Genomic DNA, 24,633 nt, shown 5'->3' with positions numbered 1-24,633 from the left:
TCAGGCCACCTCCGGCCGGCCGTCTTCCCGGCGCATGACGTTGTAGCCGGCGACGACCATCCAGACGAACGCGATCGCTGCCCCAGCCGCCCACGCTTGGAGCGACGAGAGCGTCTTGAGGATGTCCAGTCCGCCGCCGGAGGGTTGCTTGACGATCTCCGAGTACAGGCGTGTGCGCTCGGTGGAGATCGCGACGCCAGCCCAGCCGTCAACTTCGGTGACCGGCACTTCGAAGGTGGCGGTCTCGCCGGGCCGGAGGACTTCCACTTGTACAGGGACCTGTCCGCCCTGTCGGAAGCGGCCGGCGTCGGTGAACGTGACTGTCTGGGCCGCTCGCGAGCGGATCGTCAACAGCGACATGCTCTCGTTGGCCCGGTACTCGGAGTCGACGATCACTGTTTGCGAGTCGATTCGCGTGGTGTCAGTCGGTGTCGACTGTGGGCTGTGGGCCGTGGGCGATGGGCTGGGAACCGCGGTCGTCGTCGTCGTCGTTGTCGTTGCGTTCGTGGCGGTGCCAGCGGTCACGGTCGGGGTCGCGCCGATCGGCGCGGCCAGCAGGGCCAGCGATACAACTGCCAGTGTGGTGAGGTGTGAAAAACGCATGGTGGGTCAGTTGAGAAGTGCAGCGCCGGCCAGTGCAGCGATGACCAGCAGCGCGATGGTCTGATTGATCGAGCCACCGCCGCCGAACAGGCCGCCGAAGCCGGAGCCGTTATTGAGACTGTTGCGCAGGCGTTGCTGGCGGGCTTCGGTTTCGGCCAGCGCGACCTCGATAGCGTCCATCTGCTGTTTGAACTCGGTCAGATTTGTCGTGCGATAGCGCACGCGGTTGTAGCCGACGGCAGTCATGTTGCTGCCGGAGGCGTTGGTCGCGCTGTCGACGCTGAATGGCCCGTCGAGTTCGACCGTCTGGCTGCCGGTGATGACGTACTGCGGGCCGGTGAGGTTCGCCGCGTCGTAGGTGTTGCCGACAGTGAAGCTACCGGAGTCTGGCAAGCCATCGGAGAGGAGGATGCCGCGGTGGGTCTGGCCGGTCGAGAGATCGGTGACGTTCATCTGACCGAACTCCGAGATATTCTGTGGCGTAGCGTGTCCCATCGACATGAGCGAGCGCAGCGCCCAGGTCTGATAGTCGCCGTCGGGACCGTTGCGGTCGGCCATGTAGGGGTCGACCATGTCGCTGGTGTTGATGCGACCGGCTTCCCAGGCGTCGTAGGTGCCGTTGACGAAGTCGTTGATTTCGCCGTCGACGGATTGGCGTTGGTTTTTGATGCGCTGGTTGGAGGTTCGATAGGGACCACTGGATCGGAGATCGAGATACTCGAACTCCGAGCCACTGAACTCAGCATAGGGCTTTGACACGTAGACGCCATTAGCGTTCCACGCGCCACCCATGAATGGGTGCTCTCCGAACGGCTTAGCAGTTTTCGTGTTCGTATAGGTTTCGAAGGACGGGTCACCGTATGTGACCGTCACGTTGAAAGTCCGAACAGTCTTGGTCGACCCATTGACGAGCGTCACCGACCGGTCTTCGAATCCAATATCTTTGAGTTTCAAGACCTCGCCGTCAGGCGGATCAGAGAGACCAATATTGATGAACGTCGTCGCAGTGACACCGCTGGTATTTTCGGCGTGAGTCCAGGCACGTTCGAGTTCGTGAACCTGGATCTCCCAGTGTTTGAGCGTTTGCACCTGCATCCGTGCATAGTGATCTGCGTTCCACTGATGTGCCGCGAGACGTGCTTCGGTCTCGGTTGACTCGTTATCGAGCGCGCGCACGTAGCGGTTCTTGGCTTCGAGCAGGGCGATCATCTCGGATCCGGCCAGCGCGTTCGCGCGGGTGTTGTTGGCGGCTTTCGAACTCTCCTCGACAGCGGCGAGCGACCCATAGAGTTCGGCCCTGGTCTCGTTGGCATCAGTGGCGGTCAGCTTGTCAGGAACCGAGTTCCCAACCGGGGGCGTGCAATCGACGATATCAGTAAGTGGGTTCGCCATCGACGCGGCACGCTCGACGCTGCTACAGCGCATGTCATCGTCGCCTCCGGTGGAGCCGATAATATAGGGGACCGTCACATCGACCTTATTCCCGGCACTGAGCGCGGGCTGGCCAGAGCCGTGGACGGTGACGTTGACGGTGATGTTGTCGTAGGCACCCGCGTTGCGGAAGACGATCCACTGTTCGGAGCCGGGACCGAGGCGTTCGCGGGCGAGGATCGTGGTCTGTCCGGCGCTGCCGGGGACCTGGGTGGTGCTGACGGTGACGGTGAAGTCGCCAGTCACGCCGGACTGGTCGACGTACACCTCCTTGGGACCGCCCGAGAAGGTCTGGCTGAACTCGTTGCTGTCAGTCTGTCCGAGGGCGACGAACGGGAGGACTGTCGAAGAGACGAGCACCACGGCGATGAGGGCCGCACCGCGGTTCATCGCTCGCCGCCCCCGTCGGTGACGATTGTCGATTCCGTGTCGTTGTCGTCGAGTTGGTCGTCGGAGTCCTTCGTTCGGACGTGGTGCGCAGCGACGACGGCCGCGGCGAAGAGCATCGGCACGACCACGGGGAACGGCTGGCCGACGACGGCCGAGGCGATCGTCGAGGCGCTGATGCCGATGGTTCCGAGCAGGGCGTAGCCCATCAGCGTGTCAAGTTTCATGCGCGATCACCCCATGTAGGAGATGACGTAGTAGCCGGCCGATTCGACGGCCACGACGGCCAGCCCGAAGGCGGCGGTGCCGGCGATGATCTCCTGCACGCCGAGGATGTTCAGGCCGGTCAGGAGCACCAGCGTGGCGGTGCCAACGGCGAGGTACGTCTCGACTGGGGCTTCGCCGCGGGCGATGTTCGCGAGATCGGTGTCGATCTCGTAGGACTTCCCGCTACTGCGGTTGACTCGGTTGGTGGCGTAGGCTCCGACCAGCGCGACGAGGGTGAGCAGGAACGCGAAGGTGATGTCCGTGCCCTGGACGGTCCACAGCGCCGCGCCGAGGTCGTTCCCGAGGATGCTGATATTCGCGATACCGTTCGTTTCGAACGCGCTACCGGCGAACACCGTGCCGAACAGCGCGTCTTCGATGTCGATCTTTCCGTACATAGTTCGAAGCGGCCGGGGTCACCGACCGGTGAGCGAGCGGGTGCGCCTATCCGCAATAGTTCTCAGGGAAATGAGGGGAACGGAGACACGGCGTATATACGCGGTGTAGGTTACCCCAACGTATTTGACGGATAGACGAAACCCGGCCAGTTGCAATGCAAAAGCTCCGAGACATGGACGGTTCCGGCAGCGTAACAATTCCAAAGCCCGATCTCGAACGGGATGGTCTCGTCGACGACAACGGTGGGCTGCCCGACGATCAACATGTCGTAGTCGATCGCCTTGACGAAGGCTGTTACTTCATCCGGTTTGTCGACAGTGGCGACGTGCCGGAACTGGTAGAGTGCGAGGCTATCGAGCGACTGGCGGCACAGCGAATGTTACAGCAGGATGCGCTCGGGAGCGTTCGGGCGGACTGATCTACTCTTCGCCGACTCGAACTGTCGACTCTGTTTCTACCGGCATCGATCTGGTCGAGAGTCGTTCTGCTACCGCTTCGAGAACGTCGTCGCCGACGTGACGGGAGAGGTAGGCCATCGCCTCACGCTTGCCCTGCTCGTCGCGACGGGCGTGTTCGCACGCGGCGATGATCGCGCCCGTGTTGTTGCCCACGTCGAAGACATCCTTCGCGCGCTGGATCGCTTCGTACCTGTGGCCGTAATCATCATCTGGGTCGGTTCGGATTCGGACCTGATTGGGGATCTGGTCACCCATGTCTGTGGCCACGACCCCCAGAATCCTAGTTTTATCGCCTCACTCGAACTGAGATCGTATATAAAGAGTGTCGGAACGGGGAGGGTTCGGCTGGTGGCTCCGGCGCGATCGGGGCGACTCGCTGGGCCGTCGGTCGAGATAGTGGCCACGGTTCGATCCCCACTCGTGGCCACTGGGGAGAAACGCATTTTCTCGACGTGAGACCCCGTGTGGTTGTTTATCCGGGAGTTCAAATCCAATAGTATATTCTAGATCATTCTTCAGTTTGCGCTATTTCTGCATAGAGGTTTCAGACTCTAGTAAGAACTGTTACAGACCGTTAGAAGTCATCGACTGCGGTCTGTAACCCAAAGGTACCTTTCTCTCCCTCTTGTTCCTCCCCACCCAGATATGTTCGTAACATTTGGCTCTCTGTGCGTTCTGCCTTACGTTCGAATACTTCTAGAAAAGCCTGATGAGAACGACGAGCAATATCTCTAATGTCATCGTAGGTCCTAATTCTCATATCATCCATCTTCATGCGACGAATTTCTTGACTCACGCGTCGCCCTTCTTGGGTGCCAGCTGCGATAATATAGCCCTCAACATCTCGTCCATCAATTGGAGCCATATCCTGAATAGACCGGAGATAGTCAACATAGTCTTTGAATTCGTCTAATTCACTTTTTCCGAGGATATGGTCTGTCTTACGAATATCTACAAGTCGGACAGTGTCGGCCCCGCCTAGGCTAATAAAGCCGACCCGACTTTCTGCCTCGCTACTCGGGAAATTCTTCCGGATCTCTTCACGAACATCGACCTCTTCGTCAAGGTAGTCCCAACGGGGATCAATTAGCCAAGGGTTGTCACTAACAAACCCATGGAGATCGTTAATGTCAGATTTGCTTTCTTCGATTAATTCTTCGAACTTTTGAATCGCGTAGAACCGACCTCGTACGATTCGAAGGGAGTTCATCGCGTCAAGAACTTCGTACTGGTCAAAAAGTTCTACGAGTCGATCAGTGTTTGAGATGTCTGAGTCTTCTATTTCTTTGAGTAGTTTCTGGAAGGATTTCTGCTGAACACCGCTGGATATGTATGAAGCCACCTCACCTAATGTTTCATCATCGTAATCCCCCTTCTCAGCTAAATCCCCTAAGAAGTTATCGGCAAGTTTCTTTTCACGATCATCCAATGGATCAATATACCGTTCGTACGGTTCTTCATCACGTAGGTCTTCCATTTGTTCTTCACGGCGCTTTTCTGGCCACTGAGAGCAAATTTCTTTTATTTCGTCTACGATAAAATCATGGAGTGTCTTAGCGGGTTCCTTATCCCAAAGAACTTCACTTCGATGAGTTGCAATCAAATCCTCTTCTTCATCAAGGAAGTCTGCTCGGATTTCTCCTACGATATATTGAAGAGCCATTTGGCCCCGGGTACCCCCCTCAGCAACTCCAAACGTGATCGGCTTTTGCACCGTTTTACCCCGAGCCATCACGGCGATACCACCTTCTACGTTATCGGGAGTAGGATTTGGTAATGTCCCGATCCACCCTGAAACAGTGTATTTACCCTCCACGTCAACTGGAGTCTCGTCATAAACATTTTTGAATTCACATCTATCCTTAAGATTGCGTTCATCACCTCGGACTTTCTCACCATTTACGGTAACATCAAAGTCGTTCCCTATTACGCTGAATCGCCGAGAGATCCTTTGACGTACATATTTTTCTCGTGGACGTTGTGAGCGGTCTAGTTTCGATAGAGTAACAGTTGTGCCATCTTCTTCTGGTGTTTTACCTTCATCTATTACTTCGGGCTGATAGGTTGTAGTCGTATCCTCACCTTGTTCAGCCTCCCGTTGCATCTCTCCATAATTGAGTTCGAATTCTACAAATTCACCTTCCTTTACCGTCCGAACTCGAACAATCTCAGCAATGCCAAACCCTGCTAATTTCCCGATTCCTTTTCTTCCCATCACCTTTCGTCGTGAACCATCTTTCTCGACGTAGTCCCTCCCTCGATCTTGGCGTCGATTCCGACCCACGACAAGGAATTCTTCGTTGACCTCTCTTTTTGTCATCCCCTGTCCATTGTCCCTAATCATGATCTCATACTCTGAGGACATCTTTTTTTGTGGGATCGTAATTTCGACAGTAGTCGCCCATGCATCCCATGCATTTGCAACATATTCAGAGACTACTGCAGGAAGACTGGTATACATCCGCAGCCCCAAGTGCTTGAGAACGTTCAAATCAAACCGCATCTCGAGATCTGGATCTTGGTTCTTAGCCATCTTACTCACTTCCGTCGGGTCGATTTTCCTTAACGATCTCTTCGGCATCAACGAGCTTTGCGATCCGCTGCATTACGTCATGGAATTCACCCGGCAATTCCTGAATATCTATACTTTGAGACAGTTCGCTGATTTCCGTCGGTTTCTCCAAGGTATCTAGAGTTTCCGGAAGATCATAGTGCTCAGCACATATCTTTTCTAATCGTTGATCAGGCTTGAGATCCTGATTGTCTGCAATTTCATCAATCATTGTCTCATCAGCGCAACTGTATTTGCTCTTTATTGTGCTGCGGTCTTCAAGAAGATAGTGCTCAATCTCGGTATGTTGCCAAGCATGGATATCCTCAATAGTGGTCCCTCCGTTATCTGAGTGGTCTGACGAATCGTTATTTATCCTCTGATATAGCCGACCTTCGATAGCTTCTGGCGAATCTGGAGCACTTCCTTCATCAGAAAAGTACTCCCCGATATCTGCATCACAGATGTATAAATGAGGTACATTGAAAATATTAAGAAGACGTGCAACTGGACGAGAATGCTCTACCATTCGACTCCCGTCTTGCATTTCAAGGATACCAATATTATACTCATTAAAGTCAAGATCGTACTTCTTGCCTATTTTTTCCAAAGCTATTTTATCCGTAATGCCCTCCACTACGACAACTGCATCTGATTGTAGCATTCCTGCATACTCGTAGCCCAATTCTCGCAGATCTGCTCCAATAGTCTTTGAGTCTGTAGGCTCAATTTCAGTATGCTCATCTCTATTCACACGGTAAATATTATTCACGTCAAGATGATGGACAAACACACTAGAATGAGTCGACACAAGTACCTGTAATCCATTTGCATCATTCACCTCTTCAATAATCAGATCCAAAATCTGTTTCTCAGCAGCAGGATGTAAGTGCAATTCTGGTTCTTCGACTAGTAGGAAATCAGTATCCCCATCAGCCATCACGATTTTCGTTATTAGCGTCAAAATCTCTTTAGAACCAGATGATATTTCGCTCAGATCAAAGCCGATATTTTCATATTCTTCTTCGTCAACAACTATTGTTGTTTGGTCCTCTTCTGATAGGGATGCACGGATGCCATCTACTCCCGCCATAATCTCTGAATATTTATCAGATATTCTTTGAAAAGCATCACCTTGCTCTCCCCTTATTGTCAATAATACCCTAGTAAGATTTTCTCCGGTGCCTTTCAGATCAAGGTCGCGTTTCGCCTGTTTGCTGTCCTCCGGTTCTCTGAAGGCATCAATAAATTGCCAAGAACCTATAGACTCCTCCATAATATCCTTTAAAATACTCCAAGCCCGACGTTCATCAGTATATTCGATATCGGGGAGTGTTCTGAATTTCAGATATTTCGCTCCACTCTCGTCCAATGGTCCAGATCGGAGATCAATTTCATCACCATCATAATTGACAGTCATACTAGATTCGCCTGTGACATACTCACGAGGTTCGGGAGAGGAACGAATTTCAAGCGTATGGGTGATGTTTTTAAAGTAGTCGTTATTTTCCCATCGCTCGATCTCATTGTTACCTACAGGGAGTTCAGATACCTCCTCGAAGAATTTACTATGCTCTTCATCATCTAATTCAAATTCTAACTCTATGGTTATTTCACCATTAGGATCTTTTGCCGTATTTCGTCGATAGGCCCAATCGGATCGCGTATTGTTGGCTACGGGAAATAGATCTTGGTAGTCTTCAAGAGCATCAATGATCCCTGACTTTCCGACGTTATTTTCGCCCAGTAATACGTTTAGGTCACCGAATTCGACAGTTTGGGGATCTCGAATCGACTTATATCCAGAAATAGTTAGCTGATTAAGCTTCATTGGTGTAGGATTTTGAGGATGGGGACTGACCCTTCATCATTTGAATTAGCCGAAATTTACGACATAAATGTATATCATTCTGACGATCTTGACCAGTCAATTGATACCCTATTGCTCAATAAATAACGGTCTGGTTTTGATTCTAGGTATCATCTTCACGACTTTCTCAACTAGCTTGGGCGGCACTGCATTCCCAACAACGCGCTCTGAAGCATCGTTCTTATCGGGCAGTTCAAACCACCGAGGGAAAGTCATCAAGAGGGCGGCCTCTCGGAATGTAATCGCGCGATTCATCTGGGGATGTGTAAACCGCCCACAGCTCGGTGTAGTACACCGCGTTGTCAGCGTTGATGCGGGAGTGGTACCATCCATAATTCCATAAGCTGCGTCAGCCCCGCTTTCGAGATCGCGGTGTGCATCGACAATGTACTCTTCATCGTCTGTTCCAAGGAGATCTCGCCAGCCCCAACCATGTTGTCGGATTGCCTCCATTCGTTCGATTGTTCTCTTTTGGTGCCTTCGAGCACGATGTTCTTCATCGTCGGGATAGTTGGCGAGTCCCACTTGCTTCTCCCCTGATTCGAGGTCATGCTTCAGGTCGTCGTACTGATTGAACGCTTCGTTCACGGAAACCCACTTTTTCAGATGATCCCCCTCGTCTGGCTCCTCTGTATGCGTCGGATCTGGTAGCGAGATTTCCTCGTTTTTACGTCCGTACACGAAGAGTCCAATAGTCCGCTCTCGTCGCTGTGGAACACCATAATCCGCGGCATTCAATACATCAAGCACAAAGCCGTACCCACCTTCGTCTTGTGAGTCACCGTCCCGAGTGATCTGACTCATAGAGCGCGTGAGCCAATCGACGTAGGTACTGGGAACCTCTTCCCCGGCAGTCATGATATTACGAACGTTTTCGAAAAAGACCACATCAGGGACTTCCTCTTCGATGAATTCTACGTAGGCACGGAGAAGATTGTCTTTCGGCTTGTCTTCAGGCCACGGTTCTGTATCTCGTAGGCTGCTGAAATTTTGACAGGGAGGACATCCACAAATAGCGTCGACCTCCCCGGATTCCAGCCCAAAGTGGTCTCGAATGTCTGAAAACGAAATCTCTGGTAGATCGTCGTCTACATCCTCATCTTCATATCCTCGACTTAGATCGGCCCGAAGTGGTTCTTCAAACCGCACTTTTCCAGGGTAGTCATCAATCACGGTGTCATCGCCGCAAAGATTCGACTCGTAGGTATCGAGCGCAATCTCGTCAGCGTCGACTGCTCCAACGATCTCGAAGCCCGCTTTCACGAATCCGAGCGAAGCGCCACCTGCTCCACAGAATAAATCGACTACCTTGGGTCCACTCATGAGATCAACCTCTCTATGATACGACGTGGAGTCGGAGATACAAAAATCCGACGTCGTATTTTTCTGGGGGTGCTGACCATCCTTGACAGAGATACGGACACCCTGTAATTTGAAACGCACGGGTCGAAACGGTGATTATCTAAGATAATCTAAATAGATCTCTAATTTATCCCAGATCACCGATCATCTCTATTCGAGATCGGTGGCGTCGAGTTCCCCTGCGAGGTACGCCTTTCCGCGGTCACTAATACGATAATATCCCTGTTTATCATCGGAACGTTCCAGAAGCCCGTTATCCGCCAAAATCGGAAGCCTGCGTTTTACAGTCGGATGTGAGACTCCTTCGATATTGTAAGAAACCACTGCCGGCGGCATCGCGATCTTCGTCTCTGCGTAGAGTTCGAGGATCGCAGGGTCCGACTTGGTCATCCACGACACCAGCGGGCGCATGCCCGCTTGCACTCAGCGGTGACAGAAAACACCATACACCCTGATCCATACTGATACCATTTGGGCCGTCTGTGATACGATATAGTATCAAAGGCTAAGTGGGTGGCCTCTAATCGGTGTGTCAACGGAAGCACGTCGCGGACCCGTCGCTCGCCGTCGGGTCCTGTTCGAGAATAGCGGACCCCGTGCTTGGGACACGGGTCCGCGTGGGCTTCCGTGACTGAGGCACGAAAGCCATGATAGCAGATTCGTCCGGGGTACATCAAAGCCCCGTCCGACAGCGCACGCATCGACCGAAAACGAGTTTCACTTTCACCCGCCGAATCACAGAATTTCGGGGGACGGGTCGGCGAACCGACCACTTTCACTTTCACTCTACGGATAAGACTCGCTCCTTTTACCATCCCCTCTGTCGGTTCCGAATGGGTATGTTGGAAAAGAAGACCGTCCGAATAGAGAGTCGTAGCGACCGCTGGCGATTCGTCTGTCCCCGCGGTCACCGCTCCTGGGAACCCACGAATCACCACTTCTGGTGTGCCTCCTGCGCGCGGACTGCCGGCGTCGACGGGTCGTTTCACGAACTCCGAGACCAGAAGACCGGCGAGCTACACGAACGCGAACACGTCCGGCTGGTGACTTCTACCGGCCCCTACGACCGCGACCTTGACGGGAGGGCGGACTGATGGCGCGCGAGATCGAGCGCGACCAGTCGCCCTGGTACTGCCCGGAGTGCGTGGTCTGGGTGGGCTGGAAGATCGACACCTGTAGCGAGGGCCACGACCGCCCGCGTCTGCCGCTTCGGTACGTCGACGTGGAGTTCGATGATGCATGGCGAGTGGACCGACAGGACCGGCTACGTGGGAAGCTCCGATCCCTCTGGGGGGTCGTTCGATGACCCGTCTCGCCGAAGTCGAAACCTGCCGGGAAGACGACTGCGAGCGCGACGTGTACCCCGGCTGGTCGCGTTGCTTGGGCTGTGGGCGGAAGCACCGGAGGGCTGCGTAATGGGCGACGGTCCTCCGAGGCTGTCGCCGCGCGAGGCGATGGAGCGGTTCATCAACAAGCGGAAGACGGATTCCGCGGCTTCGACGATCCGTACCTACCAGAATCGACTCACCCAGTTCGTGCAGTGGTGTGAGAACGAAGACATCGAGTCTATCGACGAACTCACTGGGTGGCACGTCGACGAGTACGAGCGCGCCCGCCGCGCCGAAGGTGATGCCCCTGTCACGCTGAAAGGGAAGCTCAACGCGCTGAAGCTACTGCTCGAATACTGCCACCGTATCGAACTCCTCGAAGAGGACATTGCCGAGAAGGTCGACATCCCGACAGTCTCGCGCGCCGAGGAGAGTAGCGACAAGAAGCTCGACCCGGAGGATGCCGAGGCGCTGATTACGTTCTACCGCGATTCGTTGCGCCACCGCGCGACGGTCGAGCACGTCGTTCTCGAAATTCTCTGGAACACCGGCTGTCGGATGGGCGGCTTGCAGGCCCTCGACCTCAGCGACTACGACAGCGAGGGGCGATACCTGGAGTTCCACCACCGACCGCCCGCGACGCCACTCAAGAATGATGAGCAGGGCGAGCGTGTCGTGACGCTTCCCCAGCCGGTGTGTGACGTGCTGGACGAGTACATCGCCCGCGAGCGGTTCGAGAAGCGCGACGAGAACGGACGCGCGCCGCTACTGGCCTGCCGTCAGGGTCGCCCGTCGAAAACGTCGATCCGGTCGTGGTGCTATCTCGCTACGCAGCCGTGTATCTACCGCGAGTGTCCCCATGAGGACCGACGAGGGACCTGTGAGTACGTCCATCGCAATTTCGCGAGTAAGTGCCCGTCATCGCGATCGCCACACCACCTACGAACTGGCAGTATCACGTGGCACCGCGATCGCGGTATCCCGCTCGAAGTGACCTCCGAACGAGTGAACGCTTCACCCGACGTTATCGAGCGATTCTATGACAAGGCTGACCAGTTCGAGCGAATGGAGAAACGACGTAAAGAGCACACTGAAACCCTCGATTTCGAGCTTTAAGAAAATGACAGCAGACACCCCACCCCAGAATCCCGGTCGAGCAGCCCTGAAACCGTTGTACAGCCGCCTAGCGGCCGTCTCTCCGGCCCCATTTTCTGGCGACGAACGGACGGTATGAGTGTATAAACTGGCCTGTTGGATTACGCGTATGTACGCGGAGAAGCGAATAGGCGAGTTCTCCGATGCAGACTGAAGCGATGTTGACACCCACGCGGCCGACGACGTGCTCCGGCTCGGCGACGCTATCGGGGGTATCCTCGACGTAGTCGATACGAGTGAATCCGGTTCGGGGACAACTGCGAAGTTCGTGGACGGTTCGACACCGATCACTCGAACTGTACAGAGCAGTCGCCGTCCTCCGCCGTCACTGATACGTGGACGTCACAGTATTCGAAATCGATTTCGGTCCCGGAAGGCGCTGTTTCTACGATGGCGTCCAGCGCGTCGGGGTCGACCGCGTCGTAGAGCGGCGGGAGATCGGTCGTCGAACGGCCGGTCGCGTTGGCGACGGCCTCGATTACGTGGACGCTCGCGGTCGGTGTGGACGGGTCTGTCTTTAACATTGGATTCGGTATGAGGGAATAGGGTAACGGTGAAAAATGCAGCTAATTCTGATACTACAATCGTTATCGATTGGTGGTTACCAGATCGTTGTCGGACCGACGAGAGTGGGAGTCTCTCAGGCGGCTTCGACGGCGTCGAGGACGGCTTCGTAGTCGGGTTCGTTCGTCGGGTCCTCGGCGACCCAGTTGTAGGTGACGACGCCGTCGTCGTCGATGACGAACACGGCGCGGTTGGCGATGCCGTAGAGGCCGAGGTCCTCGATGTCCATTTCGAGGTCGTAGGCGCGGATCGCGTCACCGGCCGTGTCGCTGATCAGGTCGAACTCGATGCCGTGTTCGTCACGGAACGCGCCCTGCGAGAACGGCGAGTCGGCGCTGACACCAAGGAGGGTCGCGCCGGCGGCCTCGAAGTCGCCGAGGTGGTCCTGAAGGGCGACCATCTCGTTCGAGCAGGGTGGCGTGAACGCGCCGGGGAAGAAAGCCAGCACGACCGGGCCGTCGCCGATGTGGTCCGCGAGGTCGAACGATTCGTGATCTGCCGTGCCGACGGTCGCTGTGAAGATCGGAGCGGTGTCGCCGTTAGATACCATCACGAAAATGTAGACACGCTGGCGTTCTAAAGCTACTCCCAAACTGGTTCGTCGTCACTGTTGCACTCGATCACTGGTCGGTCGCAGTGTCCAGCAGCGTCTCGCGATCCTCGAAGAACGCGGGGACGCCGTGCTCCGCTTCGAACTCCAGTACGCGTGTGAGCGCGTCGGTCACGTCGTCGTCTCCGGTCTGGATCGTCTCGGCGAGATCGAGATACTGCGTCGAGAGGTCACTGATCGTGTCGAGTCGGTCCTGTTTGGCTGCGATGGCGGACTGACGTGCCTCTAGCTGGGCGATCGCGTCCTCGTCGATCGCTGCGCCGCCGGGGTTTGCCGGCTGATCGGGACTGTCGGCGCGTTCCTGCGTCCCGTCGAGTTGGTCGCGCAGCGCGCTGGCTTCGGCGTCGATCTCGGCGAGAACGTCGTCCATCTCCGCTGCCAGCGTCTCGGCTTGCCCGGAGAGCAGTGCCGCCTGCGTCTGGCAGTAGTCGACGACGGCGTCGACCGTCGGTTCGGGTTCGTGCATGAGAGCTGATACGCAACCGACCGGCAAGGGCGTTCCGTCGTCGACTGGCGTGTCGGGGGCCGCTCAGAAAGTGTAGTCTTCGCTCTCGTCGCGTGCGGCGGGGTCGGTCTGGTCGTTCATGTTCTGTTCGAAGAGGTCTTCTCCGGGTTCCTGCGTCTCCTCTTCGGCCGGCCCGTAGGCGGAGACACCCATCGTCAGGAGTTCCTCGTAGGCCTGCTCGCGGTTGAGGAACTCACCGGACTCGACGAGACGGTCGATTTCGGTGATGATCCGGTCGGGGAGGTCGACGTTTGTCTTAGCCATATGCTCCCCTGTGGGAGGTACCACCGTCAACGTTACGCTCTCTTGAGTGTCGCTGGGACAGGAAGATTAATGTATGTGCAACGTTAACATACGAGTGACGCCAGGGAGCAACCGGCGGGAACCACCGTCGACGCAAACTGGTCACTGTACCGACCGACGACTACACCGCTGGCAGGGGTATTCCTTGCCACGCGCCACTTCGATTTTGACTGGCTTGGACAGCCATGAGGTTAAGGTAACGCGCCATCCTACGACGGCGCATGGACGGGGCCCGGTTGCCGGGGACACAGACGGACGACGACGAGCAGATCGTGGCCCACGTCGACATGGACTGTTTCTACGCCGCCTGCGAGCGTCTGCGAGAGCCAGCCCTCGACGGTGAGCCACTGGTCGTGGGGATGGGCTTCGAACCCGGCGAGCGCCACGGTGCGGTCGCTACGGCGAGCTACGAGGCCCGGGCGTACGGCGTCGACAGCGCGATGGCGATCACCGAAGCACTGGAACGACTCCCGCGGAAGGTCGACGCCGTCGACGATCCCGACCTGAACGTCGAGGAGGCGGGGTTCTACCGCCCTGTCGACATGGCGTTCTACGAATCGGTCAGCGAAGACGTGCGTGCGATCCTCCACGACCGAGCGGCGGTGGTCCGCGAGGTCAGCATCGACGAGGCCTACCTCGACGTGACCGAGGAGATCGAGTGGGCGGACGCTCGTGATTGGGGTCGAGACCTCAAAGCGACGATCGAATCCGCGGTCGGTGTCACGGCCAGCGTCGGTGTCGCCCCGACGATGAGCGCGGCCAAGGTGGCAAGCGATCACGACAAGCCCGACGGTCTCGTCGTGGTCGAACCGGGGGAGGTCCGCTCGTTTTTCGCCGACCTCCCGGTCGAGGAGGTCCACGGCGTCGGCCCGGTCACGGCTGCCGAACTCGGCGACCTCGGCATCGAGACTGCGGGTGACCTCGCCGGGGCCGATCCAGACGTACTCGAAGCGCGCTTCGGGGAGCGCGGCCGCGAAATCTACGGCTACGCCCGCGGCGAGGACGACCGCGAAGTCACGCCCCGCGGTCGGCCAAAGAGTCTTTCCAGAGAGTCGGCCTTCACCGAAGCGACGAGCGACGAGGACGTGATCGCGGATCGCGTTCGCTCGCTCGCCTCGTCGGTGGCCGACCGCGCGACCAGCAAGGACGCGCTGTATCAGACCATCGGGATCAAAGTCGTCACGCCGCCGTTCGACGTGAACACACGTGCCCGCTCGCTCCCGGGACCCGTCGACGAGCCACCGCTGGTCGAGGACGTGGCGCTCGATCTGCTCTCGGAGTTCGAGGGCGAGCGCGTCCGAAAAGTCGGCGTCCGTGTCTCGAAGCTCTCCTTCGGGGCCGGCGAGCAGTCGAGTCTGGGTGGCTTCGCTGGCGGACGCGTCGACAGCGAGGACACGACCGCCCCAAGCGAGCGCGACCCAGTCCGTGACGAGGAGCCAGCGGCGGGGCAGGCGACGCTCGCAGGGTCGTGGCGTGAGGCGGACGACGACCCGGAGCAGGGCGGGCGACTCGACGGCCAGACGACCATCGCGGACTTTCGTCACGATAGCGACGAGTGACACGCCAGTTGCACTGCCGCCGTCGACCGGATGTGCGTGGCTCTTCGCTGGCGACGCGCTCGTGTTTCTGGCGCGTGACAGGCGTCTGACGGAGAGTTATGGGCGGGTAGGGACTGGTAGTGGACAAGAATGGCAGAGACTGAAGCGATCACCGTCGCGACGACGAGTCAGGGTGTCGGCGGCCGCGGCGAACCGGGCCGCTCGGTCGACCTCCCCGTCGTCGAACTCCTCACCGGCCGCGGGTTCGTGACGGGCAAGTCCGGGTCGGGCAAGTCCAACACGGCCTCGGTCATCGCCGAGAACCTGCTGGACAACGGCTTTGGCCTGCTCGTCGTCGACATCGACGGCGAGTACTACGGTCTCAAGGAGGAGTACGAGATTCTCCACGTCGGCGGTGACGAGGAGTGCGATATTCAGGTCACGGTCGAACACGCAGAGAAGATCGCGTCGCTCGCGCTCGAACAGAACGTGCCGATCATCCTCGACATCTCGTCGTTCCTGGACGAGGAGGAAGCCGAGGATCTGCTGACCGAGGTCGCAAAACAGCTGTTCGCCAAGGCCAAAAAGCAGAAACAGCCGTTCCTGATGCTCGTCGAGGAGTGTCACGAGTGGATTCCCGAGAAGGGGTCGGTCGGCGAGGTCGGGAAGATGTTGATCAAGATCGGCAAGCGCGGGCGCAAGCACGGTCTCGGCATCGTGGGCATCTCCCAGCGCCCAGCCGACGTGAAGAAAGACTACATCACCCAGTGTGACTGGCTCGTCTGGCATCGGCTGACCTGGAACAACGACACGAAAGTCGTCGGGCGGATCATCGACAACGAGTACGCCGACGCTGTCGAGGATCTGGACGACGGCGAGGCGTTCCTGATGACCGACTGGGCCGAGACGATCCGGCGGGTCCAGTTCCACAGAAAGAAGACCTTCGACGCCGGTGCGACGCCGGGACTGGACGACTTCGAGCGCCCGGAACTGAAGTCGGTCAGCGAGGATCTGGTCAGCGAACTGGAGACGATCAGCGACGAGAAAGAACAGACCGAGAGCCGGATTCGGGAACTGCGCGAGGAACTGGACAAGAAGAACTCCCGGATCGCGGAACTGGAAACGGAACTGCAGGACGCCCGTGACATGACACGGATGGCCGAGCAGTTCACCGAGGCACTGCTCGATCACGTCGAGGGATACAACCCCGGCCGGACCCAGAAAGGCAAAGAGCGCACGCGACAGGCCCAGCTACGCGGGGTCGACGACACAGCACCGACGCCCGAAGGTGAGTCTACAGAGACCGAGACCGGCGACGAGTCGACGCCCGAGACTGGGGCCGAAGACGACGATCCGTCACCCGACAAGACGTCCGGCGGGGGCTTCGGCGACGCATTCGGATCGTTCGCCGAGGCCGGACCCGCACTCTCCGGGGGCACACCTGATTCGGCGACGAACGGCGATGGAAGTGCCCCAGCCAGCAACGGGGCGAACGGCGACGGGGGTACAACGCCGGCAGCCCCAGCACAGGACGTGTCCGAGATGGACTTCGAACCGGCCGACTTCGACGGGACCGGGCCGGACGACGAGGCCGCGTTCGCGGCGGCCATCGCAGCGGCCGACGACGCCCAGAACGGCGGCGAACTGGACGCGACCGAGCAGTGCAACGAGGACACCCAAGTGGCGGCGACCGACGACGATGCGGCTGGGTCACCGGACGAGGAGTCGACCACGGCGACCGACGACGATGCGGCCGGATCACCGGACGAGGAGTCGACGCCAGTCCAGCCCAGATACCTCGTCGATCTCAGGGCCGACATCGAGGCGATGGACGAGAAGACCCGACGGATGCTCGAATACTACGTCGAACAGGGGGCGGACACGCCACTGAACGCCCACTTCTCGGCCGGCGGGAGCGGCGACCGGACGAGTGCGTACGCACACAACCGCCATCTCAGACTCGATGGCTTCGTCGAACACGTCGGCCGTGGGAAGTACGCGCCCCGATTGCGGGAGCTAATCGAGGAACGGGCACCAGCGGACGCCTCGGAGATCGAACTCGATTCGAGTACGACGAAGCTTCGCCGCGCGATCGATTCGCAGTAGTCCGTCGCCGTCGTCCTCGGTCTCGACGCTGTCTACAGCCCCGAGACGAGGTCTTCGAGTGCAGCCCGCGGATCGTCTGCCTTTGCCACACCGCTGGCGAGCAACACGCCCGTCGCGCCCAGATCGCCGGCCGAGACCACGTCTTCACCGGTCGAGATACCTGCCCCACAGAGGACATCGACATCCCCGTCGACCCTGGCGGCCGCATCGACCGCGTCACGCACGATGTCCGGGTCGGCCTTGCTGACCGGCGTGCCGGTCCCGATGAGTGCCGGTGGCTCGACGGCGACGGCGTCCGGCCCGAGCGCGCTCGCGGCGGCGATCTGTTCGGGATTGTTCGCACATACGATCGTCTCCAGATCGGCACGGTCGGCGGCGTCGAGCGACCCGTCGATGTCGGCCAGCTTCAGGCGATTCTCCGAGTGGTTCAGCAGTGTCCCGGTCGCACCGGCATCCGCGGCGGCCTCGGCGAGCGTGCTGCCGGTGTGGCTGCCGTGCTCGACGGGGCTGACGTGCTGGGCCCAGGTCTCGACGCCGGTGTCGGCGACAGCGTCGATGTGGGCCGCTTGCGGGGCGACGGCGATGCGAACGCCGGTGTCGTCTGCCACGTCGGCCGCTGCCGAGGCGACGGCGGTCGGGTCACACGGATACGCCTTCAGGTTCACCAGAACGAACATAGCTGGTCCACCGGCCCCCGGGGACATATACGTTGTGTGACCACGCCGAATCGACGGCTGTGGCGGGCAATATTCTTATAATGATGAGCGGGAAATACTGTCGACAGACGCCCGTGAGTGATTTGGTACCCGACGAACCGACGGTGTTGATCGTCGAGGACGAGCGCCATCTGGCGGATCTGTACGCCGACTACGTCCCCGACGAGTACACCGTCGTCACGGCCTACAGCGGCGAAGAGGCAGTCGACCGACTCCACGACGCTATCGATATCGTCTTGCTCGACCGAAGGATGCCGGTGCTCTCGGGCAACGAGGTGCTGGCAGCCATCGAAGATCACTCGATGGAGTGTCGTGTGGCGATGGTGACCGCAGTCGATCCCGACTTCGACATCATCGAACTGGGTGTCGACGACTATCTCATCAAGCCGGTGACACAGGACGAGATCGAGGACGTGGTCGAACGGCTGTTCAAGATCACCGAGTACAACGACCAGTTCATGGAACTCACGTCGAAGAAGCTCAAGCGAAACGTTCTGCAGGTCGAGAAATCACCGCGGGCGCTGGACTCCAGCGAGAAATTCCAGCAACTGGAAGCCGACATCGCCGAACTCGAAGCGGCAGTCGAGACGATCGCGGACGATCTCGATGTCGAAGAACGGGATCTGCGACTGTAGCTTGTCGCGGAGGTCCCGTCGTCTCAGTCTTTCCGTTTGACTACGTCGCCCAGCGTGTACTCGCCGCTGGCCGAGCCGCCACTCCAGTCCTCGTCGGCGTCACTGGCGCCGGCGCTCAGCGAGATTTCCAGTTCCCGTTCGAGTTTGGTCTGGACGTCATCGCTTGGGAGCGTGTCGGCGCGTTCGAGCTTTCTGATGAGACTGGCCTTCAGATTGAGTTCACGAGCGAGGTCTTCCTGACTCAGGCCGCGGGCTTCGCGGGCCTCGCGGATCAGTTCGTCGTAGTCCTGAGCCAGTTCGTCCATCTGGTCGAACATGTCGTTCCGCGGGCGACTGCTCGACGACGAGCCACTGGAGCCGCTGGACGTGCTCGAACTGCTGGACGAGGAGCTACTGGTCGAGTACTTCGTCGACGTCGACGAGGAGTCCTGCGTCGTGACCTCGGTCCCGAAGTCGGTACATTCGTCGCAGACGTCGAGCTCGGCACCCTCGATCTTCACGCGATTCGGTGAAGCGACGTCCTTCCCGCACATCTCACACTGAACCATATCCTCGGGTTCGACACGGCGACGCATAAATGGTGCGCTCACGCGAGCAGTCCGGCGATCCCCGCGCTACAAGGCCCGCATCGCATAGTAGAACCGCTGGAGCGCGGTCAGGTGGCCGACGATGGCAAAGAGGACGAGGAGCCAGCCGACGACTGTCAGGCCTTGGAACGGCTGGGTGAGGACCGTCGCGACAGCGCCGACGATCCCGATCAGTGCGAGGCGGTCTGCCCGCCCCAGCAGGCCGCCGTACACCCGGTCGAGGTCGACCGCCTGCGCTTGCGTTCCGAGATACGAGGTCATCAGGACACCGGTCACGGCCGCGAGTCCGAGGTCGTAGCGACCGATCCCCGCGGCAAGCCCCACGAGCATGATGATGTCTGCGTATCGATCGAGGACGTGATCAAGCAGGTCTCCACCCGCTGAGGCCACGTCGAGTTCGCGGGCGAGCGCACCGTCGACGAGGTCGAGCCAGCCGTTCGCAAAGACGAGGACGGCACCGACACCGTACAGCAGCGGGCGCTGACCGGCGAGGAAAAAGACGCCACCGGCCGCGACCGAGACGGCGAACGCGAGCACGCTCACGCTGTTGGGCGAGAGACCGAGTCCTTTCGCGGCACGGACGAACGGACCGAGCGCGCGGTCGGCGAGTGGGCGAAACTGATCCAGTGTCATAGATACTCGACGAAAGAGACGGTTCCGGCGCTCGGTTCACGGTCGCCCGAGAGCACGCTTTCGATGGCCTCGACGACGTCCTCGATCGATCGATCCGTCGTATCGATCTCGTAGACGTGCTCGGTGCCGTGGCGCTCGACGGCTTCGCTCAGGATCACGTCCAGTGCCTCGCTCTCGGCGTTCTCTCGAATGGAGGCGTCGCTCTCGTCGCGTTCGGCGAGGCGCTCCTCGATCGTCTCCGGGTGGGCACGAAGCACGATCACCAGATCGGCGTCGAAGTGATGGGCGAGGTGGGACTCGACGAGCACGTCCTCGCGGCCGTCGAGCCAGTCTTCGATGCCCTCGAAGTCTGCGACGACGCTGTCCCGGTCCTCGTCGACGCCGGCGGCGAGTCCGTCCTCCGCCTTGATCGCGTCGTTGAGGTGGATCACGTCCAGTTCGGTGTCGAGCCGTTCGGTGGCCGTCGTCTTGCCCGTCCCCGGCGTACCAGTGACCGCGACCCGCATCAGCGATCCCCCCGGCACATCTAGTCGAGCACTCCGTTGACGACCTCGACGGCCCGTTTCGTGTCCTCGCGAGTGCCACAGGTGAGTCTGATACACCCCGGCAGGCCGAAACTCGAACAGTCGCGGACGATGACGCCCTCGTGCTGGGCGGCGTCGGCCACCGCGGCCCCGTCGCCGACCTCGGCGAGTACGAAGTTGCCCCCACTCGCCCACGTCCGGGCGTCGAGGTGGTCGCGGTAGTACTCGCGCGCCCAGCGGGCGGTCTCGACGGTCTGTTCGACGTGGTCGTCGTCGTCGAGTGCGGCAAGCCCGGCGCGACAGGCCAGTTCGCTGGCTGCGAAGGGCGTGTTGATCCGGGCGTACGCGTCGGCCCACGACTCCGGGACCAGCCCGTAGCCAAGCCGGACGCCCGCGAGTCCGTAGACCTTCGAGAAGGTTCGCAGGATCGCCACGTCGTCGCGTTCGTCCAGCAGTTGGCGAGCGCTCGCCGACTCGGTGAACTCGCCGTACGCCTCGTCGACGAGGACGAGCGTCTCCTCGTCGGTTCGGTCGGCGATCTCGACGATGGCGTCGTTCGTGAACTCGCTACCCGTCGGATTGTGCGGGCTGGTGAGGTAGACGATGCGCTCGCCGTCGTAGTCTTTCAACACCGTCTCGGCCGTCTGGGCGAAGTCCTCGGCCTTCGAGAGCGTGTACTCCCGGACCGCACCGTGGTGGAAGCGGGCACTCATCGGGTAGTAGGCAAAGCCCGGTGAGGGAACGAGCACTGCGTCGCCCGGTTCCAGCATGGCCCGAGCGAAGTAATCGAGGACGCCGTCCCCGCCGTTGCCCAGCCAGACCTGTTCGGCCGGCAGGTCCCACTGCTTTCCGAGTCGGTCCGCGAGATCGGCGTGGGAGGCTTTCGGGTAGGAATGCATCCGCTCGGCTGCCGCTTCGATCGCTTCGACGGCCTTCGGGCTGGGGCCGTACATGTTCTCGTTCGACGCGAGCTTTACGAGGTCGTCCGGGTCGAGACCGATCTCCCGGGCGACCTCCTCGATCCCCCGCCCGGCGCGATAGACGCTGTGGGCCGAGAGGTCCCGTGGTTGCATACCCGAGGCAAGCAGGGCGGTAGGCATAAGCGTGCTCACTGCGCCCGCTCCAGCCCGATTATTGTCACTGATACCGTGGGGGAAAACAATATGATCCCCTGCGCTGTCCTGTGGGGTGATGCCGTTACTCATCGACGTCCGAAAACTGTCGATCATCAATCAGCTCATCCAGAGCGGGGCCGAGAACGTAACGACCTCACTGGAGACGCTGGCTGGCGTCGAGGCCTCCGTCGAGATCAAGAGCCTCTCGTTCGTGGAACCGTCCGACATCACCGCCGAGATGGGTGGTGGGGATATCTACGGGGCGCACGTCAGGCTCACAGAGCCGCCCTACGGGGTGTTCATGATGACGTTCTCCCCAGAGACCGCGGCCGAAGTCGCCACGCTACTGACGAACACACCCACCGACGAGGGGTTCAATCAGCTACACGAGAGCGCGCTCTCGGAGATGTGCAACGTCCTCACGTCGGGTTTTATCGACGGAATCGCCAACACGCTAGAGACGACGATCGACTTCGACACGCCGGAGCTGCGGCGTGACAGCGCGCCCGCAATCGCCGATGGGGCACTGACTCACGTCCGCCGTGACTCGATGTCGATCGTCCTCGACTCCGTCGTCGACATCGCCGAATCGGACGTGGCGTTCAAACTCCGTATCTTCCTCGTCCCCGATCCCGGATCGTTCGTCCACGTGATCGACCAACTCGAACTCGATCGGTCGACCGCCGAGCCGACCCGGGCGAAGACGGACGAAGTCAAAGAACTCGACATGTCAGCAGAAGATCCGGTCGAGTTCGACGACTGATCCCCACTGTTTGATTACGGTCGGGTCCCCAGACGCCGCTATGGATCCGATCCTCACCGGCGTCTACGCGATCCACATGATCTTCGCCGCGCTGTGGACTGGTAGTGTTGTATTCTTTACAATTGCTGTGTTGCCGACAGCGATGAACCGGGCCGGCGATCCGGCCCCGCTGTCGTCGATGGTTGGCCGTCTTCAGACGGTCTCACGGGCGAGTGCCCTCTTGCTGTTCCTGACCGGGGGCCACCTCGCCGGGACGCTGTACACGGTCACCGGCCTGACCAGTTCGGTCCGCGGGTATCTCGTCATCGCGATGCTCGTGCTGTGGTTCCTGCTAGCGGGACTGGTCGAAGTCGGAGCGAGCAAGCTTCTGGACGGCTTCGACGAGCAGAAACTCATGGCGCCGGCTCGAAACGCGCGGCCGTTCTTGCTGGGTGCGACGGGGGTAGCGATCCTTCTGCTCGTCGATGCGGGACTGCTGCTCGGTCTCTAACGGGCTACAGTCGTTCCGCGAGACGATCCACACATCGTAGTGCGAGCGCACCGATCGTTAGCGTCGGGTTCATCGATCCCGCCGTCGGGAACACACTGGAGGAGACGATCCAGCAGTTCGCCACGTCGTGGGTTCGCAGCGTCGGGTCGACGACGCTTGCCGACGGATCGGTGCCCATCCGCGTCGTCCCCATGTGGTGGTATGCCGGACCGGTCGAATCGGGGCCTGCCGTCCACCCGATGTCGACACCCAGTTCGTCGAGGACGGCGTGTTGAATCCGGTTCGCCCGTTCGATGGTCCGGCGCTCCCGGTCGCCCCACGACCAGTGAATCTCCGGGACGGGGTTGCCGTGGTCGTCTGTCGTTTCGGTGTCCAGTGTGATCCGGTTCGTGGCCCGTGGTGGCTGGCCGACCAGCCCACCCATCGCGATGTGGTGGCCGTAGCTCTCCCGGAGGTCCGAAAGCAGGTCGTCGCCCCACCGCTCGGCGTCCAGCGCCTGCTCGACCGGCGACGGGCCGGCGTAGTTCAGGAACTCCAGCTTGATCGGTGAGTGCGGTCTATCTGCGGCCGGGACGACCGTCTCGCCGTCGCGCTCGATGGCCTGCCCGGGGTCGTCGTAGAACTGGTGGCTCTCGCTGGTGATGAAGCCGACGTGGTTCTGGCGTGTTCGCTCGTCGAGTGTCCCGCCAGCGCCGGCAAAGAGGTGCTCCATGAAGTACCGACCGACGGCACCGGAACTGTTGGCGAGTCCGTCGGGGTGGTCCGAGGAGCGCGACAGGAGGAGTAGGCGCGGAATCTCGATGCCGCCCGCAGCGAGCACGAACTGGCGTGCCGCCTGTCGGTGTTCCGTCCCGTCGGGCGTCGCGTAGACCGCGGTTTCGATCCGGTCGCCGTCGTCGCCGGTTTCGAGGCGCTGGACCGGTGCCCGGTCGATCACGCGCACACCGGCCGCCTCGGCCTTGGCGATGTGATGGTCGGCGCTGTACTTCGCGCCGGAGGGACAGACTGGCTGGCAGGTGCCGTAGCCGACACAGGCACTCCGGTCGTCGTAGCCCTCGGAATTGCGCGCGTTCGGGACGCTGTGGGTCGTGATCCCCAGTCGCTCACAGGCCGGCGCGAACAGCGAATCACTGTACGACGGTTCGAACGCGGGCATCGGATGGGGCCGCTCCCGGGGCGGTGCGAAGGGGTTGTCCGACGCGCCCGCGACGCCGAATGCGTCCTCGACCTCGGCGTAGTACGGTCGCAGGTCGTCGTAGTCGATGGGCCACGCGGGGTCGTCGTTGGGTAGTGCCCCCGCAAAGTCGCTCTCGTGGAGGCGCATCACCATCCCCTGCCAGTGGAGGGTCGACCCGCCGACGCCCTTGACGCGGGCGATGTTCAGCGGGTAGAATCGCTCTCCGGCGTTCGAGTAAGCGTCGCGCTCGCCGCCCATTTCCCAGACCGATAGGTCGTCGTGGCCGGGTCGGATCGCTCGCTCCATCCGCTCGGGGCGGTCCTCGAACTCGAAGCGCGGCCCGGCCTCCAGAACGACCACGTCGTAGCCGGCCCGTCCGAGACGATGGGCGACGAGCGCGCCGGCCGGCCCCGCACCGACGACACACACGTCCGCTCTCGGTGCCGGTGTCCGTGACTGCACGGCTATGGATTAGGCAATCCTAAACTTATGGGTTGTCATCGACCGGGCGGTGATGTGTAGGAGTATTCATAAAGCGACTCTCGAACAGCGTGGC

The 24,633-nt window shown here is 59.7% G+C and carries 28 protein-coding genes; 9 read left to right on the top strand and 19 right to left on the bottom strand.

Features of this window, described 5'->3' with window-relative positions; genetic code table 11:
- Genes AC5FRW_RS07430 through AC5FRW_RS07415 form a run of 4 tightly spaced genes read right to left on the bottom strand, consistent with a single transcriptional unit; the run spans position 1 to position 3,086 of the window.
- Positions 1 to 603: a DUF8063 family protein gene (locus AC5FRW_RS07430; RefSeq protein WP_493567804.1), complete on the bottom strand. Its 603-nt coding sequence runs from the start codon at positions 601 to 603 to the stop codon at positions 1 to 3.
- Between the two features lie 6 nt (positions 604 to 609).
- The gene (locus AC5FRW_RS07425) at positions 610 to 2,424 is read right to left on the bottom strand and encodes an Env/VP5 family phage fusion protein (protein ID WP_493567803.1); all 1,815 of its coding nucleotides are present in this window, start codon (positions 2,422 to 2,424) and stop codon (positions 610 to 612) included.
- Positions 2,421 to 2,648, bottom strand: a complete 228-nt coding sequence (locus AC5FRW_RS07420) for a hypothetical protein (RefSeq protein WP_493567802.1) — start codon at positions 2,646 to 2,648, stop codon at positions 2,421 to 2,423. The genes AC5FRW_RS07425 and AC5FRW_RS07420 overlap by 4 nt, the downstream gene beginning before the upstream one ends.
- Before the next feature lie 6 nt (positions 2,649 to 2,654).
- Positions 2,655 to 3,086 carry a DUF8023 family protein gene (locus AC5FRW_RS07415; protein ID WP_493567801.1) on the bottom strand — a complete coding sequence of 144 codons (432 nt, stop codon included), beginning with the start codon at positions 3,084 to 3,086 and terminating at the stop codon, positions 2,655 to 2,657.
- 155 nt (positions 3,087 to 3,241) lie between these two features.
- On the opposite strand from AC5FRW_RS07415, the gene AC5FRW_RS07410 reads away from it, so the two are divergent.
- Positions 3,242 to 3,505, top strand: a complete 264-nt coding sequence (locus tag AC5FRW_RS07410; RefSeq protein WP_493567800.1) for a DUF8053 family protein — start codon at positions 3,242 to 3,244, stop codon at positions 3,503 to 3,505.
- A gap of 1 nt (position 3,506) precedes the next feature.
- Here the strand turns inward: AC5FRW_RS07410 and AC5FRW_RS07405 are convergent, their stop codons facing one another.
- The 5 genes from AC5FRW_RS07405 to AC5FRW_RS07385 all read right to left on the bottom strand — a co-directional run bounded on the left by AC5FRW_RS07405 (position 3,507) and on the right by AC5FRW_RS07385 (position 9,739).
- The gene (locus AC5FRW_RS07405) at positions 3,507 to 3,800 is read right to left on the bottom strand and encodes a DUF7692 domain-containing protein (RefSeq protein WP_493567799.1); all 294 of its coding nucleotides are present in this window, start codon (positions 3,798 to 3,800) and stop codon (positions 3,507 to 3,509) included.
- A 319-nt stretch (positions 3,801 to 4,119) separates the two neighbouring features.
- Positions 4,120 to 6,078, bottom strand: a complete 1,959-nt coding sequence (locus tag AC5FRW_RS07400; RefSeq protein WP_493567798.1) for an ATP-binding protein — start codon at positions 6,076 to 6,078, stop codon at positions 4,120 to 4,122.
- 1 nt (position 6,079) lies between these two features.
- Positions 6,080 to 7,927 (bottom strand): ATP-dependent nuclease, encoded by a 1,848-nt coding sequence (locus AC5FRW_RS07395; protein ID WP_493567797.1) that lies wholly within the window; start codon positions 7,925 to 7,927, stop codon positions 6,080 to 6,082.
- A gap of 108 nt (positions 7,928 to 8,035) precedes the next feature.
- Complete coding sequence (locus AC5FRW_RS07390) at positions 8,036 to 9,289, bottom strand: DNA cytosine methyltransferase (protein WP_493567796.1); 1,254 nt, start codon at positions 9,287 to 9,289, stop codon at positions 8,036 to 8,038.
- Positions 9,290 to 9,478: 189 nt separating this feature from the next.
- On the bottom strand, positions 9,479 to 9,739 hold the full coding sequence (locus AC5FRW_RS07385; protein ID WP_493567795.1) for a winged helix-turn-helix domain-containing protein: 261 nt from the start codon (positions 9,737 to 9,739) through the stop codon (positions 9,479 to 9,481).
- A gap of 422 nt (positions 9,740 to 10,161) precedes the next feature.
- Here AC5FRW_RS07385 and AC5FRW_RS07380 point away from each other — a divergent pair, with 422 nt between their 5' ends.
- The 3 genes from AC5FRW_RS07380 (at position 10,162) to AC5FRW_RS07370 (ending at position 11,772) form a co-directional block, all read left to right on the top strand.
- Complete coding sequence (locus tag AC5FRW_RS07380) at positions 10,162 to 10,422, top strand: hypothetical protein (RefSeq protein WP_493567794.1); 261 nt, start codon at positions 10,162 to 10,164, stop codon at positions 10,420 to 10,422.
- On the top strand, positions 10,422 to 10,634 hold the full coding sequence (locus AC5FRW_RS07375) for a hypothetical protein (protein WP_493567793.1): 213 nt from the start codon (positions 10,422 to 10,424) through the stop codon (positions 10,632 to 10,634). The genes AC5FRW_RS07380 and AC5FRW_RS07375 overlap by 1 nt, the downstream gene beginning before the upstream one ends.
- 109 nt (positions 10,635 to 10,743) lie before the next feature.
- Positions 10,744 to 11,772 carry a tyrosine-type recombinase/integrase gene (locus AC5FRW_RS07370; RefSeq protein ID WP_493567792.1) on the top strand — a complete coding sequence of 343 codons (1,029 nt, stop codon included), beginning with the start codon at positions 10,744 to 10,746 and terminating at the stop codon, positions 11,770 to 11,772.
- A 326-nt stretch (positions 11,773 to 12,098) separates the two neighbouring features.
- On the opposite strand, the gene ddfA is transcribed toward AC5FRW_RS07370, so the two are convergent.
- From ddfA to AC5FRW_RS07350, 4 genes are all read right to left on the bottom strand, one after another.
- The gene (ddfA, locus tag AC5FRW_RS07365) at positions 12,099 to 12,335 is read right to left on the bottom strand and encodes a DdfA family disk-determining factor (RefSeq protein ID WP_493567791.1); all 237 of its coding nucleotides are present in this window, start codon (positions 12,333 to 12,335) and stop codon (positions 12,099 to 12,101) included.
- A 116-nt stretch (positions 12,336 to 12,451) separates the two neighbouring features.
- Positions 12,452 to 12,925: a redoxin domain-containing protein gene (locus AC5FRW_RS07360; RefSeq protein ID WP_493567790.1), complete on the bottom strand. Its 474-nt coding sequence runs from the start codon at positions 12,923 to 12,925 to the stop codon at positions 12,452 to 12,454.
- A gap of 70 nt (positions 12,926 to 12,995) precedes the next feature.
- A complete protein-coding gene (locus tag AC5FRW_RS07355) occupies positions 12,996 to 13,451 on the bottom strand; it encodes a hypothetical protein (protein ID WP_493567789.1) in 456 nt (151 codons plus the stop codon).
- A 63-nt stretch (positions 13,452 to 13,514) separates the two neighbouring features.
- Positions 13,515 to 13,754, bottom strand: coding sequence for a DUF7120 family protein (locus AC5FRW_RS07350; protein ID WP_493567788.1), 240 nt, complete (start codon positions 13,752 to 13,754; stop codon positions 13,515 to 13,517).
- Between the two features lie 260 nt (positions 13,755 to 14,014).
- On the opposite strand from AC5FRW_RS07350, the gene dinB reads away from it, so the two are divergent.
- Positions 14,015 to 15,352, top strand: coding sequence for a DNA polymerase IV (gene dinB, locus AC5FRW_RS07345; protein ID WP_493567787.1), 1,338 nt, complete (start codon positions 14,015 to 14,017; stop codon positions 15,350 to 15,352).
- 129 nt (positions 15,353 to 15,481) lie between these two features.
- Positions 15,482 to 17,437 carry a helicase HerA domain-containing protein gene (locus tag AC5FRW_RS07340; protein WP_493567786.1) on the top strand — a complete coding sequence of 652 codons (1,956 nt, stop codon included), beginning with the start codon at positions 15,482 to 15,484 and terminating at the stop codon, positions 17,435 to 17,437.
- Positions 17,438 to 17,469: 32 nt separating this feature from the next.
- Here the strand turns inward: AC5FRW_RS07340 and tpiA are convergent, their stop codons facing one another.
- Positions 17,470 to 18,114 (bottom strand): triose-phosphate isomerase, encoded by a 645-nt coding sequence (gene tpiA, locus AC5FRW_RS07335; RefSeq protein WP_493567785.1) that lies wholly within the window; start codon positions 18,112 to 18,114, stop codon positions 17,470 to 17,472.
- A gap of 113 nt (positions 18,115 to 18,227) precedes the next feature.
- Here tpiA and AC5FRW_RS07330 point away from each other — a divergent pair, with 113 nt between their 5' ends.
- Complete coding sequence (locus AC5FRW_RS07330) at positions 18,228 to 18,788, top strand: response regulator (RefSeq protein WP_493567784.1); 561 nt, start codon at positions 18,228 to 18,230, stop codon at positions 18,786 to 18,788.
- Between the two features lie 23 nt (positions 18,789 to 18,811).
- Here the strand turns inward: AC5FRW_RS07330 and AC5FRW_RS07325 are convergent, their stop codons facing one another.
- From AC5FRW_RS07325 to hisC, 4 genes are all read right to left on the bottom strand, one after another.
- On the bottom strand, positions 18,812 to 19,336 hold the full coding sequence (locus tag AC5FRW_RS07325; RefSeq protein ID WP_493567783.1) for a multiprotein bridging factor aMBF1: 525 nt from the start codon (positions 19,334 to 19,336) through the stop codon (positions 18,812 to 18,814).
- A 66-nt stretch (positions 19,337 to 19,402) separates the two neighbouring features.
- Complete coding sequence (locus AC5FRW_RS07320; protein WP_493567782.1) at positions 19,403 to 20,008, bottom strand: CDP-alcohol phosphatidyltransferase family protein; 606 nt, start codon at positions 20,006 to 20,008, stop codon at positions 19,403 to 19,405.
- Positions 20,005 to 20,514 (bottom strand): adenylate kinase family protein, encoded by a 510-nt coding sequence (locus AC5FRW_RS07315; RefSeq protein WP_493567781.1) that lies wholly within the window; start codon positions 20,512 to 20,514, stop codon positions 20,005 to 20,007. The genes AC5FRW_RS07320 and AC5FRW_RS07315 overlap by 4 nt, the downstream gene beginning before the upstream one ends.
- A gap of 20 nt (positions 20,515 to 20,534) precedes the next feature.
- Entirely contained in the window at positions 20,535 to 21,605 is a 1,071-nt protein-coding gene (hisC, locus tag AC5FRW_RS07310) for a histidinol-phosphate transaminase (RefSeq protein ID WP_493567780.1), read from the bottom strand.
- A 118-nt stretch (positions 21,606 to 21,723) separates the two neighbouring features.
- Here hisC and AC5FRW_RS07305 point away from each other — a divergent pair, with 118 nt between their 5' ends.
- A complete protein-coding gene (locus AC5FRW_RS07305; protein ID WP_493567779.1) occupies positions 21,724 to 22,410 on the top strand; it encodes a chemotaxis protein CheC in 687 nt (228 codons plus the stop codon).
- Positions 22,411 to 22,450: 40 nt separating this feature from the next.
- Positions 22,451 to 22,900 (top strand): transporter, encoded by a 450-nt coding sequence (locus AC5FRW_RS07300; RefSeq protein ID WP_493567778.1) that lies wholly within the window; start codon positions 22,451 to 22,453, stop codon positions 22,898 to 22,900.
- 4 nt (positions 22,901 to 22,904) lie between these two features.
- Here the strand turns inward: AC5FRW_RS07300 and AC5FRW_RS07295 are convergent, their stop codons facing one another.
- Positions 22,905 to 24,539, bottom strand: coding sequence for a GMC family oxidoreductase (locus AC5FRW_RS07295; RefSeq protein WP_493567777.1), 1,635 nt, complete (start codon positions 24,537 to 24,539; stop codon positions 22,905 to 22,907).
- Positions 24,540 to 24,633: the final 94 nt, after the last annotated feature.

The sequence above is a fragment of the Halomicrobium sp. HArcht3-1 genome, from assembly GCF_058933345.1.
This window is presented reverse-complemented; position numbering and strand designations above follow the sequence as displayed.